Here is a 17,587-nt window from a genome sequence, read left to right on the forward strand (position 1 = left end):
CACCCGCCGCCTATGCCAAGCAGTTAAAGTGACCCCGGACTCCAAACCGTCCCGCTACTCAAAGCGGGGGGACGTCGCTAGTAGAGCTAAGTCCGCTCACTTCTAAACGTGAGACACCAGCGATCTTCGCAGCAGAAGCGTTTAACGAACTTACCGCGGATCCGGTATCAATAAGCATCATCAACCTTTTTCCGTTGACATAAATGTAAGCAGAGGGATAGTTTAAAATTGCGTGGCTGGGCTTGAAGTCATTGGTATATGATTTTGCCGATCCGTCCCCAAAGAGTTGTACAGATTTTATGGTTTGTTTATATTCAAAATGAGGCTTTCGCATAGCGAGTCTCTGCAGGGCTATGCTATCTTGGATTACGGGGCTATTAGCTTCTGTGCCCGCGTTTTTGCCCCAAAGCTTCTGCCACGTCCCATCTGCATAGCCACGCTTTGTGGCCTTGGCGAGTGACCGGAGGGTGGACCAGTAACCATAGTAGCCATATAAGTTAATTGCGTTGGCGCTAATAATCCTGGCGCAGGTGTACGCTGCAAAGCTTTCGTTGTCTTTGGATTCAGATATGCAACGAGCTGCTTCCTGACTCGAAGAAGCCAAATTCCATTCAATTCGAAATGCTGTCGCCCGTAAAAGGTGAGAAATATTTGATGGGCACTCATTAACTGGGCAGCGCGGCAGCTCACCCACGTCCCCCCTTTTTAGAGCGAGGATCAGCTCATTGTACTGAGCTTGAGTGAGATCACGAGTTTTCGTTTCGACCCCGAATGCCGGCAGCGAAGTGACGCAAACGGTCATAAGGAAAACTAGAATAATTTTCATGGATTTCGCTCTCGGCCTAATGCGAACGCCGCTGCCTTGATGTGCGGCTGCGAAATTTTTTCTCGGCAAGGAGTTCCTTATTTACTACTGGATACTTGACGAGTTTTTTGCCGGTCCATCAGCGTGAGAGCACGAGCCAGTATGGCCATACGTGGTCTTGCTCGAGCTCCCATTGGCGCTAGGTCGACTGATTTCCCTGGTGTGGCGCAGAAAGGTCCGGCCGACATCGCGATAAGTTTTTTTTTGAGACAATGAAGTAGGATTCATTCGATATTTAGTGCGTAGTCGCTATGTGTGCACAACCTTTTGAAGCAGTCGCTGCTTCAGCCTGTCGATGCAGAAACGGCAGCCTCGGGGCTGCCGTTTTCGTGTCCGGCGCGCTACGCCCGGATCCACCGCCACAGCTCGCCCCAGCTTGGCTTCTTGCCGTACATCAGAATGCCGGTGCGGTAGATGCGCCCGGCCAGCCACACGCAGGCCAGCAGACCCAGCACCATCAGGCCCAGTGACAGCGCCAGTTGCGTGGGTGGCACGGCGGTCATCGACCAGCGGACGGGCATGGTGAACGGAGCGAAGAACGGGATGAAGGACATGGTGGTACCCAGCATGCCCGAGGGGTTGTTGATCAGCCCGAACATCGACATGAAGCCGACCACGATGCTCATGGTGACGAAGACGGCGTACTGCTGTGCCTCCTGGATGGTGTTGCACATCGCGCCGATCGCTGCGTACAGCGAACCGTAGATCAGGAAGCCCAGCGTGAAGTAGAGCAGGAACACCGCCAGCAACGATGGCGGCATGCTGGGAATGGCGAAATTTCCTGCGGCAGCGCCGATGCCGAATGCACCGGCCAGATGCGGGCCCTGGCTGCCGAGCACGAGGGCCGTGCCCACCCATATCGCCATTTGGGTCAGGCCGGCCAGTCCCACGCCCAGCACCTTGCCCATCAGCATCTGGAACGGCGTGAGCGAAGAGGTGAGCACCTCCATGATTCGGGAATTCTTTTCCTCGATGACGGAGGTCAGGGTGCGGCTGCCGTAGGACAGTATGGCGATATAGAGGATGAAGCCCATCGCGTAGGCGAGCACGAACGATGCCTTGCCGCTCTGTCCGGTGAGCTTGCCGTCGGTGACCTTGGCGGTGTCCACGTCCGCGGGCGCCATCGCCTTGGCGACCAGCGCCTGGTCGACGCCGGCATGCGCCAGTCGCACGCCGGCGAGCGCCTTGGAGATTTCGCGTTGCAGCCGGCCCATGCCGTTGGGCGAACTGACGTCGTCGCCGTAGTAGTGCAGCTTGCCGCTGGCCAGCGTGTCGGCGTCGAGAACCAGTACGCCGTTCCAGCCATCCGGCTGCGTGTCCCGTGCGAAGCCGGCCTTGGCGATCAGGCCGCTTCGCACCTGGTCGAGGTGTTCGGTATCGGTGGTGAACAGGGTCAGTTCGTAGCGTGGCCTGACCTGTGCGCTGTCGCCGAAGGTGGCGGTCCCGAGCGCGGTCATGACCGGTTGGCCCAGCCCGGCGCCGGAGGCATCCACCACCGCCACGCGGCTGGTGTGGTCGCCGCCGCGCATCAACAGTGCCGGCAGTACCGCCATCGCCACCATGAACACCGGCAACAGCAACGTGGAGATCAGGAAGGCCCGCGTACGCACGCGCTCCACGTACTCGCGGCGGATCACGGCAAAGGTCTTGTTCATGCGGCGGCTCCGGTGGCAACCGGCAGGGGGGCGGCGTCGGGATCGGAGTTGACCTTGGCCACGAAGATGGCGTGCAGCGAGGGCTCCACCACTTCAAAGCGGCGCAGGCCCACGCCGGCGTTGACCAGTGCGGCGAGCAGCTGCTCGGGCTGTGCGCCTTCAGCCATCTTCAGTTCGGCACTGGCGCCGTAGTCGTCCATCCGTGCGATCAGCCGGGGATCGGCGAGTACCGCGTCGGCGAGCGGTCGATTGCCGGAAAACCCCAGTGCGACGTGACGTCCGCCGAAGTCGGCCTTCACCTGCGCCACGGTCCCGTTCGCCACCAGCTTGCCGCGGGCGATGATCGCCACGCGATCGCACATGCGTTCGGCCTGTTCCATGACGTGGGTGGAAAGCAGCACGGTGCGGCCGGCCGCAGCGATCTCCACCACGATGTCCTTCATGACCTGGGCGTTGATCGGGTCGAGGCCGGAGAACGGCTCATCGAGAATCACCAGTTCCGGTTCGTGCAGCAGCGCGCCGGCAAACTGAACCTTCTGCTGCATGCCCTTGGAGAGGTCCTCCACCTTCTTCTGCGCCCAGTTGGCGATTTCCAGGCGTTCCAGCCAGACCAGTGCGCGACGCCGCGCCTCGGTGCGCGAAATCCCCTTCACTTCACCCAGGAACACCAGGTGATCCAGCACCTTCATCTTCTTGTAGAGACCGCGCTCTTCGGGGAGGTAACCGATGCGTGAGGAGAGGTTGCGGCCGCTGCCGCTGGCACCGAACAGGGCGATGCGTCCCTCGTCGGGTTGCAGGATGCCCATGATGAGACGGATGGTGGTGGACTTGCCGGCGCCGTTGGGGCCGAGCAGGCCATAGATGCCACCGGACGGTACCTGCAACGACAGATTGCTCACGGCCGTATGGCCGGCGAACCGCTTGGTTACCGATTCAACGCTGATGCTGGACACGCGCACTGCTCCCTGTTCGCCGGTCTCCCCGACCTTCCGCAGATCAAGCTAGCACGGTGCAAATGGCGTCCCGAAGTGTCGTTTGTCACCTGTCTTCATCGCGGCTAGGAGCGCGCCAGGACGAGAGCGTGGAACGGGTCGGCCGACCGTGTCGGCGCAAGCATGCGCAGACCATCCCGCCAACTTCCGCTCCGGATCCGCTCGCCGCGCATCGCCGCGCGGCGGGCTCTGCTCTGGCGGTCTGTCAGGCGCTCAACGGAAATGGTGGATGAAGCCGACCTGGAAGCCGCCGGGCAGCCAGCTCAGGATCAGGGGGGACTTCCGCTTGGCCGACCAGATGCCGATGCCGGTACCCAGGGCAGCACCGACCAGCACGTCGCTCTGCCAGTGGCCGCGGACTTTCATGCGCGCGACGGCGTCATAGGCCGGCAGCAGCGCCAGTGCGTAGACCGCGGGATGTTCGTCGCCGTAGTTGACGATGAACGGCGTCACCGCCGCGGAGATCGCCGCAACCTCGCCGCTGGGGAAGCTTTGCGCGCTGGAACCCTTGAACCACTGGTTGGGGCTGGCCGTGTGCGAGGGCCGCTCGCGGCGGAAGGTGTACTTCATGCCGGTGGCGGCGACGCCGGTGATCACCATCGAATCGACCGAGCGCCAGAAGGTGTCGCCGAGCTTGTCGTTGTCGCCGAGCGCCAGCGCGCCGACGCCGACGGTGAGGATGCTGCCGTACATCAGTGCCAGCTGGTTGTTGCGCTTCCAGATGCCGCGGTTGTCGTAGTGCAGGCGGTGGTCGATACCGAACGGGCCGCCGGCGGCGCGAACCGGCGACGTGACCAGGACCGTGGCGAACAGGCACAAGGCAAGGCAAAGACGGCGCATGACGAATCTCCCCGATCATCGCGGGGACGGACCCCGGACGCCTCGAGCCTGCGCGTGCCGGCTTTCGTCCCGCTTACGTGGGGCCAGAGCATCCTCCCGACGCCCGGGGCGAAGCTTGACGAGGGTCAGTATCCGGGACGGTCGAGCGCCTGCCGCTCGACCGGTGTGAGCGGCACGGACACGGCGCGGCCCTCGCGATGGGAGGCGAAGCCGGCCTCGATCACCGCCATGGTCGCCAGCGCCTCGATCGCACGCACCGGCATCGGCGCCTCATCCCGCAGTGCGTCGCGCAGGCCGGCGTAGTAGGCACGCTGGTCGCCCGGCGCCGTCGCTCGCCGGGTCTCGCGACCCTCGCCATCGATCACGACCAGCGGGTCGGGATCGTCGCCCCAGCCCGGAGTGCCGGGGGCCTGTCCCGCCAGCATCTGCGCCTCCTGGCGGTCGGTGCCGACCTTTACCAGGCTGCCGCGGGTGCCGTGGACGACGAAGCGTCGCGCGCCGCCGGCGACCAGCATGCCGGCGTGCACGATCACCTGCCGTGCGCCGTAGTCCAGCCGCACGTGCGCCCAGTCGTCGCTGAGGCCACCGGCACGCTGGATCGCCAGCCCCGCGTGCACGCGCTCGGGCAGCCCGAACAGTTGCAGCGCCTGGTCGACCATGTGCGGGCCAAGGTCGTACCAGATGCCCGCGCCCGGACCGGCCGATTCGCGCCAGCGGTCGCGCACGGCGGGGCGGTAGCGGTCGATGTGCGATTCGAAGTGCATCACCTCGCCGATGCTGCCCTCGCCGATGGCCTGCTTCACCGCGAGGTAGTCGCTGTCCCAGCGGCGGTTGTGGAAGACCGAGAGCTGGCCGGGCGAGGCGTCGGCCAGCGCGACGAGGGCACGCGCCTCGGCCAGGTCCAGTGCCATCGGCTTGTCGATCACCACCTGCCTGCCGGCGCGCAGCGCCGTGCTGGCCAGTGGAGCATGGGTGTCGTTGGGCGTGGCGATCACCAGCAGATCGATGTCGTCGTCGGCGATCAGCGCGCCGGGCGTCGGCAGCACGCGCACGTCGGGCAGGTCGGCGTGAACCTTGGCGGCGTCGCGCGAGGCGACGGCGACCAGTTCCATGCCGGGCGTGGCGGATATCAGCGGCGCGTGGAAGGTCTTGCCGGCGTAGCCGTAGCCGATCAGGCCGACGCGGATGGGGGCGGGCATAGTCATGGCGGTGCCGAGTGCGAAGTGGTTTGAAGATTCAAGTCGCTGGATCCCGGCTTTCGCCGGGATGACGGCTTACAGATTTTTGAGCGACACGGCAGTGCTGTTTCGCTGGGCTTTCTTCTAACTGAGCCTCGGCAGCAGATGCTAGTGGGCAGCCTCAAAAGTCATCATCCCGGCGAAGGCCGGGATCCAGCGTCTTGCGCTGCCCCACCCGCCTGCCGTCCCATCCGTGAGCGATTCGCTACAAAAAGCAAAGGCCCGCCGACGCGGCGGGCCTTTGCCAAGGCATCACGGTGGGTGGCCCTTACTTCACCGCAAAGCGGTCATTGCCTCGATCTGCATCCGGCAGATCGTGCTTCGGGTCGAGCTCGACCATGGTCACCGGTTGGGTGCCATCCACGTGCACCACGTAGCTGGTGTGCTGCATCCAGGTCTCCACCGGCACGCGCACGTCGCGCGTGCTGCCGTCGGCGTAGGTCAGCTCCAGCGTGTTCGGCAGCACCAGCTTGTCGTGGTTGGACACGGTGACGTCCGCACCGTTCTTCCAGCCGCCGTCGGCCGGCGCGACCTTGTCCACGCTCATGTCGAAGGGCCAGTTGTGCTCGAACCAGCCGCGCCAGAACCAGTTGAGATCCTCGCCGGTCTCGCTGTCCATGAAGCGGAAGAAGTCCGACGGGCTCGGGTGCTTGTAGGCCCAGGTGGCGATGTAGCGACGGAAGGCCGGGTCGAAGCGCTCGGGACCGATGATCTGCTCACGCAGCAGCACCAGGCCGAAGGCGGTCTTGAAGTAGGTGATCGGGTGGCGGTACTTCTCCTTCACCGCGTCGGCGTAGGTCATCGGTGGCGGGGCGTCCGGGTCCTTGAGCAGCGCGGCGATCTGCTCGGCCGGCGTGCCCTTGCCCGGTGCGTACTCGCTGTCGCGCTTGGGCGCGAACTTGCCACCGTCGAAGGCCTCGGCCTCGTAGACGTCGACGAAGGTGTTGAAGCCCTCGTCCATCCACGCGTCGCGGCGCTCGTTGCTGCCCACGATCATCGGGAACCAGGTGTGTCCGATCTCGTGCGCGATCAGCATGCGCAGGACCGGGCCGGCGGCCTTCTTGTGGTCGAAGGTGATGCCCGGGTACTCCATGCCGCCGGCGGTGCCGGCTTCGTTGATGGCCACCGGATAGGGATACGGAAAGTAGGTCCTGGAGAAGAACTCCACCGACTTCTTCAGGTCCTGGGTGGCCACGCCCCAGGCCTGGTCGCCGGCGCTTTCCACCGGATAGGCGGACATCGCCAGCGCGGTCTTGCCGCCGGGCAGGTTGATCCGCGCGGCATCCCAGATGTACGCCTTGGAGGCGCCGAACACGGCGTCGCGCGCGTTCCTGATCGCGAAGTGCCAGGTCAGCGTGCCGCTCTGCTTCGGCCGCGAGGCCGGGTCGGTGACTTCCGCCGCGGTGCGGATCATCACCGTGGCGTCGCTGTGGCGGGCTTCGTCCAGGCGCTTGATCTCGGTCCTGGTCAGCACGTCCTGCGGGTTGAGCAGCTCGCCCGAGCCGACCACGATCATGTCCGACGGCACGGTGATGCGGTAATCGAAGTTGCCGTACTCGAGATAGAACTCGCTGTTGAGGAAGGGCTGGGTATCCCAGCCGCGCAGGTCGTCGTAGACGCACACCCGCGGGTACCACTGCGCCATCTCGAAGATGTCGCCCTGCTGGTTGGCGTTCCAGTCGGTGCGGCCGCCGAATTCGCCGGGGACGGTGTAGTCCCAGGCGATGTGCAGCTTGAGCTTGCCGTCATGTGCTTTCAGCGGCGCGGGCAGGATCACCTGCATGCGGGTGTCGCTGATCACCCATTTGGCCTGCTGCTTGTGGCCGGACGCGTCTTCCACCTCGACCGAACGGATGTGCTCGCCGTCGGTGAATTCGGTCGGGAACTTGCCGCCGCCGAACGCGCCACGGGCGTCCTTGCGGTAGCGGTTCTGCTCCACCTGCAGCCAGATCACGTCGAGCGCGTCGGGGCTGTGGTTGGTGTAGGTGATCGTCTCGCTGCCGGTGAGCTTGCGCGCGACCGGATCGAGCGAGGCCTGGATGGTGTAGTCGGCGCGGTTCTGCCAGAACAGCGGGCCGGGCTTGCCGCTGGCATCGCGCATCGCGTTGGACGCATGCGGATAGGCGAACGGGGCGAAGGTTTCCAGCGGGTTGAAGCCATCCTTGGCGGTATCGGTCGCGTGCAGCGGCAAGGCCGCCCCGAGCAGCATCGCCAGGCCAGCAGCGAGGCGGGTGGTGGTGGGTGTCGTCATGTGGATGGATTTCCCGGTCTCGAAAGAAATAGCGGTGGAACGGCACGTGGGTGCGACCGTTCCACCACCTTACGTGATCACGCGCGCGTCACGCTACGCATCAGCCATGCGGCGGCGGGAACGACGGTGGCTCGCCCGCATCACCCGCGCCCCAGCGCGTATTCGCCTTGCTGCCGAGCACGTAATGCAGCGTGCCGCCATGCCCGACCAGCGAAGTGGTCAGCCAAGGTTTGTCGTGCGCCTGTCCATCGACGGTGAGCGACTGCACGAACGGCGTGGAGGCCGAGGCGCCGGGCGCGTCGATGGTGACGTCGCCGCCGCTGCCGTGGATCACCGCATGCGGGAACAGCGGGCTGCCCAGCACCAGCTCGGCGCGGCCGGGAATCTCCGGGTACATGCCGAGCGCGGCCCACACGTACCAGGACGACATCTCGCCCAGGTCGTCGTTGCCGGGAATGCCGTCGGGCGCGTTCTTCCAGATCGTGTTGGTGACGATGCGCACCGCTTCCTGGGTCTTCCACGGCTGGCCGGTGTAGTCGTACAGCCAGGGCGTGGCGACCGAGGGCTCGTTGTCGAGCTCGGCGTGCAGCGGACCGGCATGGGTCAGCGCCCACTGGCCGTCAGGGGTGTGGAAGAACGTATCCAGCCGCTTCGTCGCGACGGCCTTGCCACCGAGCGTGTCGAGCAGGCCGTGCACGTCGTACGGCACCATCCACAGATACACCGAAGCACTGCCTTCGACGAAGCCGTCGTCGGTGTCCGGGGTGAACTTCGGCCAGCTGCCGTCGGCGTTGCGGTTCTGGATGTAGCCGCCTTCCGGCGTCGCCTTGGGGTTGAACAGGTTGCGCCAGTAGCCGGCACGGGTCAGGAACTGCGCCTGGCCCCTGGCATCGCCGGCAAGACGGGCCAGTTCGGACAGCGCGAAGTCGGCGGTGGTCTCCTCCAGCGTCTCGCCCGCGCCGCCCCAGGCGTGCGACTGGCTGGCGATGTAGTGCAGCTTCAGCCACTGGTCGAGCGAGGGGCGCTCGCCCGCGCATTCGACGTTGCAGCCGGCGTCGGAGAGATCGTGGGCGGTGACCACGGTGGCCGCCTTCTTCAGCGACGCATAGGCGCCGGCGAGGTCGAAGTCGTGGCCACCGAAGGCATGGATATCGGCCAGCGCCGGCACGGCGGGGTCGCCGCTCATCACGTGGGTGCCGCCGGAGTTGTGGGTCCAGCGGTCCCACTCGCCGTGGTTCTGCTTGGCCTGGTTGTACAGCGACTGCGCGATGTCGCTGCCGCGCTCGGGATCGAGCCAGGTGACCAGCTGCAGATGCGAGCGGTAGATGTCCCAGCCGGAGAAGTTGGCGTACTGCATCTCCTGCGTGCCTTCGACCGTGTGCGTCTTCTGGTCGAAACCGCGGTACTGGCCGTTGACGTCGCTGTAGACGTTGGGATGCATCATCACGTGGTACAGCGCGGTATAGAAGGTGGTGCGCTGGTCCGGCGTGCCGCCGTCGATGGCGATCCGGCCGAGGTCCTGGTTCCAGGCCCGGGTGGCCTCTTCGCGGACGGTGGCAAAGGTGGTGCCCCTGGGGATCTCCGCGTGCAGGTTGGCGCGGGCGTTGGCCAGGCTGACGTAGGAAATGCCCACGCGCACGCCAACCCTGGCGCCCTTGTCGCCGAAGTCGATCCACGCGCCCGAGCCCTTGCCGTCGGGGAAGAAGCCCTTCCTGCCGTAGGTGGTGCCGCCGCGGGCCGCACGCGCGCCCTTGTGCACGGTGCCGTCCGCCCAGGTGCCGCCGGCGCTGAACGGCTGGTCGAATTCGGCGACGAAGTACAGCGTGTAGTAGCTCTTGCGGTCGGCCTTGGCGAGGTAGCCGCAGAAGTTGCCGCTGGTGACCGAGCCGGTGACGGTGCGGGTGGCCGGGTCGACCGAGACGCGTGCGTCGCTGGAGCCGACCTCGGAGTCGGAGGTGCGGATCAGCAGATGGGCGGGCTTGCCGGCCGGGAAGTCGATGTCGGCCATGCCGCTGCGCATCGCGGCGGTCAGCGCCACGGTACTGCCGTTGGCCAGTTTCACCCGGTAGTAGCCGGTCCGGGCGGCCTCGTCGGCGTGGCTGAAGTCGCTGGCGTAGAGGCTGTCGGTGGCGTCGGCGGACGGCGAGCGGGTCACCGCCGTGGTGATCGGCATGAACGGGATGTCGCCGCTGGCGCCGGCGCAGCCGGTGCCGGACAGATGGGTCAGCGCGAAGCCGCGGATACGGGGATGGTCGTAGGCATAGCCGCCCGGCGCGGTGGTGCGGTTGTGCTTGCCGCGGGTGGTTTCCGGACTCCACTGCAGCATGCCGAACGGCCGCATGGCGCCGGGGAAGGTGTTGCCGCCGTGGCTGCTGCCGATCAGCGGATTGACCGCCCCGGCGGGCGAAGGCAGGGCCGTGCCGGCCAGTGCGGACGAGGCCGCCAGCAGCAGGGGGACGAGGACGGACAGGCGGGGAGCAGGGACGCGCGACATGCAGACTCCGGTCGTGAGAGTCCGACGCGGACCGCTCCTGCGATGCCACGCGGGACAGACTGCGGATGCGGACCGGTTCCTGCCCGGCCCGCGCGGGGGAGTGGCGGCCGGTACGAGCCGGCCGCCGGGGTTCCGTGGATCAGCCGGTCAGCAGCGCCAGCACTTCGTGGCACGCGCCCATGGTGTGGTAGTCGGTCTTGCCGGCCGGGCTCTTCTCGTCGTCGATCTTGCGGTTGTCCTGGGTGAGGATCCGGTACCAGGCGCCGTAGGTGTGGTCGATCATGTGCTGCCAGCTGTAGCGCCAGATCTTCTCGTAGACCTCGCGGTAGCCGGCGTCGCCGGTGCGGTCCTCGAGCAGCGCGGCAGCGGCCAGCGACTCGGCCTGCACCCAGAAGTACTTCTCGCCGTCGCAGACGCTGCCGTCCGGCGCGAAGCCGTAGCAGATGCCGCCGTTCACTTCGTCCCAGGCAGCGGCCAGCGCGCGGTCGAACAGCTCCTTCGCTTTCGGCACCAGCCAGTCCTGCCCGGTGCCGCGCTCGCGCAGCAGCGGATCCATGATCAGCAGCAGCTTGGCCCACTCGGTCTGGTGGCCGGGCTGGAAGCCCCACGGCTTGAACAGGTTCTTCGGGTCGTCCTTGTTGAACTCCCAGTCGATGTTCCACGCCGTGTCGTAGTGCTCCCACACCAGGCCGCCGGCCTTGGCCGCCTGGCGGCGGGTCATGTGGTCGGCCAGGGTCAGCGCGCGGTCGAGATAGCGCGGCTCGCGGGTGGCCTGGTAGGCGGCGATCATCGCCTCGCACATGTGCATGTTGGCGTTCTGGCCGCGGTAGGGCGAAAAGTGCCAGTCGGCATCCGCCTCGTCGCGGTACAGGCCCGCGTCGGCGTCCCAGTAGCGGGCTTCGAGCAGGTCCCAGGTCTCGTCCATCCAGGCCCGGGCTTCGTCGATGCCGGCCTTCACCGCCGTGGCGTAGGCCAGCAGCACGAAGGCCACGCCGTAGGCCTGGTTGGAGCTGTCTTCCGGCCGACCGTCGCGGATCGTCCAGTGATAACCGCCGTTGGCGTTGTTGCGATGGACCTCGCGCAGGTAGCGCAGGCCGTGCCGGGTGGCGTCGAGATAGTCCGGATCACCGAAGGCCAGCCACGCCATCGCGTAGTTGAAGACGAAGCGGGTGCTGCTCACCAGGTGGCGATGGCTGCGGTCGTAGATCGTGCCGTCGTCCCTGAAATACTGGAAGAAGCCGCCGGCGGGGTCGATCGCACGGGGGTGGTAGAACGCCATCGTCTGCTCGATGTGGCTGCGCAGGAAGTCGGGCGAGCGGAAGTCGGGGAAGGGGGGCGTGGTGTCGCTCATGCGTGGGCATCCATGAAAGCGCGGGCTTCGGCGTCGCTGGGCATGGCGGTGAACGAGCCCTGGCGGGATGCACACAGTGCCCCGCAGGCCGCCGCGTAGCGCAGCACTTCATGCAGGTAGGGCAGCTTGCCGACCAGGCGGTCGAGCATCCCGGCGTGGTTGTCGAGTTCGGCCAGCCGGCACAGCAGGCCGCCGACGAAGGCGTCGCCAGCGCCGGTGCTGTCGACGGTGTCGACCGCATAGGCGGGTAGTTCGCCCTCGGCATCGGGGTGGAACCAGCGCATCGCGCGCGGCCCATCGGTGACCACCAGCAGCCGGGTGCGGCCGCGCCACAGGCGGTCGAGCGTCGCCTCCTCGCCGTCGACCGCCAGCCAGGCCAGTTCCTCGGCGCTGAGCTTCACCACATCCGCCAGGTGCAGCACCGGCCAGACATGATCCAGTGGATCGCGTCCGGACGACCACAGCGCCGGACGCAGGTTGAGATCGAAGCTCACCAGTGCACCCGCGCGGTGGGCGCGCTGCATGCCCTCCAGCGTGGCCGCGGCGATTCCCGCCTCGGTGAGGCTGTTGGAGCACACGTGGAACACGCCGAGTCCGTCGAAGGTGCGATCGCGGAAGTGCTGAGCGCGGAACAACAGGTCCGCCGCCGGTGGCCGGTAGAAACTGAAGCTGCGCTCGCCCGCGGCATCCAGCGTGACGAACGCCAGCGCGGTGTTCGCCTCGCCGGTGCGCACCACGTCGTCGGTGCCCACGCCGGCCTCGCGCAGGTGCGCGAGGAGGAAGTCGCCGAAGCGGTCTTCGCCGAGCATGCCGGCGAAGCGTGCGCCCGCGCCCAGTCGGGCGGCGGCGACCGCCACGTTGGCCGGTGCGCCGCCGGCGAACGGCACGAAATGGCGGGCGAAGCCGTGGTCGTCACGGCCTTCGCCGTGAAAATCGATCAGCGCTTCGCCGAAGCACAGGACGGGGCGACTCATGGCATCCGCCTCATGCGTGAGGGGCCATGGGTGCGTTGTCCCGCACGCGCGAACCGGACGCGCCGTAGAACACGATGTACGCGTAGCAGAGCAGCGGTAGCACGAAGGCGTGCTGCAGTCCGAAGCGGTCGGCCAGCACGCCCTGCACCCACGGTACGATCGCGCCGCCGACGATGGCCATGATCAGCAGGCTCGAGGCCTTGCTGGTCATCGGTCCGAGCCGCTCGATGCCGAGCGCGAAGATGGTCGGGAACATGATCGAGTTGAACAGGCCGACAGCGATCACGCTGTACATCGCCACGTTGCCATGGCTCATCATCGTGGTCAGCACCAGCAGCATGTTCACCGAGGCGAACGCGGCCAGCAGCTTGCGCGGAGACATCGTCGCCATCAGTCCGGAGCCGATGAAACGGCCGATCATGGCGCCGCCCCAGTAGTAGGAGACGTACTTGGCTGCTTCCTGCTCGCTCATGTGGCCGATGTCCGGCATCGACAGGTAGTTGACCATGAAGCTGCCCAGCGACACCTCGGCGCCGACGTAGCAGAAGATCGCGATGACGCCGAACAGCACATGCGGATGGCGCAGTACCTCGGCGAAGCTGTGGCGGTCGTGGTCGCCCTTGTCGGTGGCCTCGGTCAGCGCAGGCAGGCGGAATGCCCACACGAACAGCGCCAGCAGGAACAGCACCACGGCGAGCCCGACGTACGGTCCCTGCACCGCGTGTGCCTGCTGCGCCTGGTAGGCGAGCTGGTCGGCCGGCGCCATGGCGGCGAGTTCCGTCGGCGTCTTCACCACGCCGGAAAGGATCAGCATGCCGCCGAACCAGGGGGCGAGGAAGGTGCCGAAGGAATTCAGTGCCTGGGCCAGGGTGAGCCGGCTGGAACTGGTTTTCTCCGGACCGAGCAGTGCGACGTATGGGTTGGCCGCCACCTGCAGCACGGTGATGCCGGTGGCCAGCACGAACAGTGCGCCGAGGAACGCCGGGTACGAGTGCTGTCCGGCGGCGGGCCAGAAGCCCAGTGCACCGACGCCGGCGATCGCCAGGCCGGCCACGATGCCCTTCTTGTAACCAAGACCGGCGACCAGTTTGCCGGCCGGCAGTGCCATCAGGAAGTAGGCGCCGAAGAAGGTGAACTGCACCAGCATCACCTGGGCATAGCTCAACTGGAAGATCGACTTCAGGTGCGGGATCAGGATGTCGTTGAGGCAGGTCAGGAAGCCCCACATGAAGAAGATGACGGTGAGCACCACCATCGCCATGGGGTAGTCGGTGTAGCGGCCGCTGCCGGACGGAGAGGAAGGCGAGCGCGGAGAAGACATGGGTGAGGCGAGTGCCATGACGGATTCCGTTGGGAGGAAAGAGAGCGGCTCAGGCCGCCAGTGGTGGGCAGCTGCTGGTGCGGACGATCAGCTCGACCGGGACGATCGTGCGTTCGCCGCGCTCCTGCGGGTGCTCCAGGCGGGCCAGCAGCAGGCGGGCGGCCTGGCGGCCGCGCTCGCGTGGGGCGGTGGAGATGGTGGTGAGCGAGGGCGAGACCATGGCGGCTTCGCCGATGTTGTCGAAGCCGGTCAGCGCGAAATTGCGGCCGGGCTGCAGGCCTCGCTGGCCAAGGCCGAGCATCAGGCCGAGCGCGACCGCGTCGTTGTAGCAGACCGCGGCGGTGGGCGCCGGGTCGCTGGCGAACAGAGCATCGCAGGCGCGTGCGGCATCCAGTCGGGTCGGCGCACTCTCGACCAGATAGTCCTTGGGCACCTTGAGCCTGGCGCGCTTCATCGCCTTCATGAAACCGGCGCGGCGCTGCTGGCAGGAGCTTGATTGCGCGTGGCCGCCGAAGAAGGCGATGCGGCGGTGCCCCTGCTCGATCAGGTGCATGGTGGCGAGCTCGGCACCGTGCGCGTTGTCCAGCATCAGCCGGTCCCAGTGGGCGGACTCCGGCAGGTCGCCACCCAGTTCGCGGTTGAACAGCAGCACCGGCATCTGCGGCCCCAATGACTCCATCACGCGGGAGGCATCGCTGCCCTCGGCCGGCGACAGGATGATGCCGCCGGGGCCATGCTCGATCAGCGAGCTGAGTACCGCCTGCTGGCGCTCCGGCGACTCGCCGGTACTGCCGAGCAGGGTCACGAAGCCGGCTGCGCCGACCTCCTCGTCGACGCCTGCCGCGAACTCGGCGAAGAACGGATTGGCCAGGTCGTTGAGCACCAGTGCGATGCTTGACGAGGTGCGCTTGCGCAGATTGGCTGCTGCCCGGTTGTAGATATAGCCTTGCCGCTGCAGTTCGGCCTGCACCCGTTCACGCGTGTGACGGTTGACCAGTGGACTGTTGCGCAGCACCAGCGAGACGGTGGCCCGCGAGACATCGCAGGCAGCGGCGATGTCGATGAGCGTGACCTTGCGGCGAATCGGGGCGTGGGTGCTGGGCATGGGCGCAATCAGCTGCAAAACGGTTCGAATGTACCTGCAACGGCGCGGGTGCGCCCTCCGGCGCTGCAGCATGCGGCGACCGGCCGGGGGATGATAGCGTTATTTTTAGAACGATCTAAATGGGGCATGTCATGGACCACAAATGGGTACTCGCAACGGCGGTCTTCCTGGCCCTGACATCGACGTCGGCCGTCGCTGCCAGCCCCGCTCCGGCCGGACACGCCGCCTCGGTCGATCCGCGCATCGGCACCGGCGGTGACGGGCACACCTTCCCGGGGGCCACGGTGCCGTTCGGCATGATCCAGCTGTCGCCGGACACGGCGATGCCGGATTTCCACCACGCCTACAAATGGGCCGCCGGCTACCAGTACGGCGATCCGACCATCAGGGGCTTCTCGCACACCCACTTCTCCGGCTCCGGCCATTCGGACCTGGGCGATGTGCTGGTGATGCCGATCGCCGGCGCGGTGAAGCTCGATCCGGGCGACGCCGGCCAGCCCGGCAGCGGCTACCGTTCGCGCTTCAGCCATGCCACCGAGGTGGAGCAGGCCGGCTACTACGCGGTCACCCTGAGCGACTACGGCATCCGCGCCGAGCTCACCGCCGGCCGGCGGATCGGCTGGCACCGCTATACCTTCCCCAAGGGCAAGCCGGCGCACCTGCTGCTGGACCTGCGCCCCTCGATCTACGACTACGACGGCAAGGTGCTGTGGTCGCGCCTGCGCGTGCGTGAGGACGGCACGGTCACCGGTTGCCGTCTCACCAACGGCTGGGCGCGCGGCCGCGAGCTGTGCTTCGCCATGCGCTTCAACCAGCCGATGACCGGCCGCACGCTCTACAACCGCGAGCAGAACATGCCGTACAAGGGTTTCAAGGGCCCGGGCAACCAGCCGCAGGACGCGGACGACCAGAACGGTCGCGCGCTCGAGGCGGTGTTCGATTTCGGCGCGCTGGGCAAGCCGCTGGAAGTGAAAGTGGCGATCTCCACGGTGAGCGCGGACAACGCCATCGCCAACCTCGACACCGACGGCAAGGGCTGGGATTTCGACGCCCGCCGCCGCGAAGCCGCCGCCGCCTGGAACAAGGCATTGGCGGCGATCGACATCAAGGGCACGGCGGCGCAGAAGACGCAGTTCTACACCGCGCTCTACCACGCGTTCCTGTCGCCCACGCTGAGCATGGACGTCAACGGCCAGTACCGCGGCCCGGACCATCAGGTGCACGAGGCGAAGGACGCCAACGGGCGGTTCGACTTCTACTCCACCTGGTCGCTGTGGGACGTGTACCGCGCCCAGCAGCCGCTGATGGTGCTGCTGCGCCCGGACATGAGCACCGACTTCGTGCGCTCGCTGGTTGCCGCTGCCAAGGACAGCCCGTTCGGCATCCTGCCGGTGTGGGCGTACCAGGGCCTGGAGACCTGGTGCATGATCGGCTACCACGCGGTGCCGGTGATCGCCGACGCCTACGTCAAGGGCGTGCGCGGCTTCGATGCGCGTGAGGCGCTGAAGGTCATGGTGGCCAGCGCCACCTACAAGCCCTACGGCGACCTGGCCGACTACATGAAGCTCGGCTACGTGCCGATCGACCACGAGCCCGAAGCCGCCTCCAAGACCCTGGAATACGCCTACGACGACTGGTCGCTGGCGCAGATGGCCAGGGCGATGGGCGAGTCGGCCACCGCGGCGACCTTCATGAAGCGCTCCACCAACTGGCGCAACGCCTGGGACCCGGTGACCGGCTTCATGCGCGCCAAGCTCAGCAACGGCCAGTTCCGCGAGCCGTTCGACCCGACCTTCGCCGGCTACGGCAGCGACTACACCGAGGGCAACGCCTGGCAGTACTCCTGGTACGTGCCGCAGGACGTGCCGGGCCTGATCCAGGCGATGGGAGGCAACGACAAGTTCATCGCCAGGCTCGACGCCACCTTCGACGCCAGGGTCGACCCGGCGCACTTCAGGAACGTGGAGGACATCACCGGCCTGATCGGCTGGTACGCGCACGGCAACGAGCCGAGCCACCACATGGCCTACCTCTACGACTACGCCGGCGCGCCGTGGAAGACCCAGCAGCGCCTGAAGCAGATCATGGACACCCAGTACGCGGCCACGCCCGACGGCCTGGCCGGCAACGACGACCTGGGCCAGATGTCCGCCTGGTACGTGTTCACCGCGCTGGGCTTCTATCCGGTGGCGCCGGGCAGCGACACGTATGCCGTTGGCCGGCCGTTCGTGCCGGAAGCGGTGCTGCACCTGGCCGGCGACAAGACCTTCACGATCACTGCGGCACCCTTCGACGGTTTGCATCCGTATGTCGGCGAGATCACCCTCGATGGCCACCCGCTCAGGCAGCCCTTTCTGCACCACGGCGACCTGGTCGCCGGCGGCACCCTGCACTTCACCATGGTGGCCCACCCGCCTGCCGGCGCGACGGCGGGCGATGCGCGTTGAGCGCGCCGCGTCCGCGACCGGGCCGCATGACGCGCGGGCGTGCCAGAATGCCCC

12 protein-coding genes are annotated in these 17,587 nt (G+C 66.7%); 1 reads left to right on the forward strand and 11 read right to left on the reverse strand.

What is annotated here, in order from left to right; all coding sequences use genetic code 11:
- Positions 1-58: 58 nt before the first annotated feature.
- From C693_RS23595 to C693_RS0106630, 11 genes are all read right to left on the reverse strand, one after another.
- On the reverse strand, positions 59-826 hold the full coding sequence (locus C693_RS23595; protein WP_157798568.1) for a hypothetical protein: 768 nt from the start codon (positions 824-826) through the stop codon (positions 59-61).
- A gap of 380 nt (positions 827-1,206) precedes the next feature.
- A complete protein-coding gene (locus C693_RS0106585) occupies positions 1,207-2,520 on the reverse strand; it encodes an ABC transporter permease (protein ID WP_017461463.1) in 1,314 nt (437 codons plus the stop codon).
- The gene (locus tag C693_RS0106590) at positions 2,517-3,473 is read right to left on the reverse strand and encodes an ABC transporter ATP-binding protein (RefSeq protein WP_017461464.1); all 957 of its coding nucleotides are present in this window, start codon (positions 3,471-3,473) and stop codon (positions 2,517-2,519) included. Before C693_RS0106590 ends, C693_RS0106585 begins: the two co-directional genes overlap by 4 nt.
- A gap of 252 nt (positions 3,474-3,725) precedes the next feature.
- Positions 3,726-4,352, reverse strand: a complete 627-nt coding sequence (locus tag C693_RS0106595; protein ID WP_017461465.1) for a phosphatase PAP2 family protein — start codon at positions 4,350-4,352, stop codon at positions 3,726-3,728.
- Between the two features lie 125 nt (positions 4,353-4,477).
- Positions 4,478-5,551, reverse strand: coding sequence for an oxidoreductase (locus C693_RS0106600; protein ID WP_017461466.1), 1,074 nt, complete (start codon positions 5,549-5,551; stop codon positions 4,478-4,480).
- 307 nt (positions 5,552-5,858) lie between these two features.
- Entirely contained in the window at positions 5,859-7,841 is a 1,983-nt protein-coding gene (locus C693_RS0106605; RefSeq protein ID WP_017461467.1) for a M1 family metallopeptidase, read from the reverse strand.
- Between the two features lie 100 nt (positions 7,842-7,941).
- Positions 7,942-10,335: a GH92 family glycosyl hydrolase gene (locus tag C693_RS0106610; RefSeq protein WP_017461468.1), complete on the reverse strand. Its 2,394-nt coding sequence runs from the start codon at positions 10,333-10,335 to the stop codon at positions 7,942-7,944.
- A 139-nt stretch (positions 10,336-10,474) separates the two neighbouring features.
- Entirely contained in the window at positions 10,475-11,686 is a 1,212-nt protein-coding gene (locus C693_RS0106615) for an AGE family epimerase/isomerase (RefSeq protein ID WP_017461469.1), read from the reverse strand.
- Complete coding sequence (locus C693_RS0106620; protein WP_017461470.1) at positions 11,683-12,660, reverse strand: carbohydrate kinase family protein; 978 nt, start codon at positions 12,658-12,660, stop codon at positions 11,683-11,685. Before C693_RS0106620 ends, C693_RS0106615 begins: the two co-directional genes overlap by 4 nt.
- A gap of 10 nt (positions 12,661-12,670) precedes the next feature.
- Positions 12,671-13,999, reverse strand: coding sequence for an L-fucose:H+ symporter permease (fucP, locus tag C693_RS0106625; RefSeq protein ID WP_052329361.1), 1,329 nt, complete (start codon positions 13,997-13,999; stop codon positions 12,671-12,673).
- Between the two features lie 31 nt (positions 14,000-14,030).
- On the reverse strand, positions 14,031-15,086 hold the full coding sequence (locus tag C693_RS0106630) for a LacI family DNA-binding transcriptional regulator (RefSeq protein ID WP_017461472.1): 1,056 nt from the start codon (positions 15,084-15,086) through the stop codon (positions 14,031-14,033).
- Positions 15,087-15,217: 131 nt separating this feature from the next.
- On the opposite strand from C693_RS0106630, the gene C693_RS0106635 reads away from it, so the two are divergent.
- Entirely contained in the window at positions 15,218-17,533 is a 2,316-nt protein-coding gene (locus C693_RS0106635; RefSeq protein ID WP_017461473.1) for a GH92 family glycosyl hydrolase, read from the forward strand.
- The last annotated feature ends 54 nt before the right edge of the window (positions 17,534-17,587 follow it).

The sequence above is a fragment of the Dyella ginsengisoli LA-4 genome, assembly GCF_000334915.1.
In the GTDB taxonomy this organism is placed as follows: Bacteria; Pseudomonadota; Gammaproteobacteria; order Xanthomonadales; family Rhodanobacteraceae; genus Dyella_A; species Dyella_A ginsengisoli_A.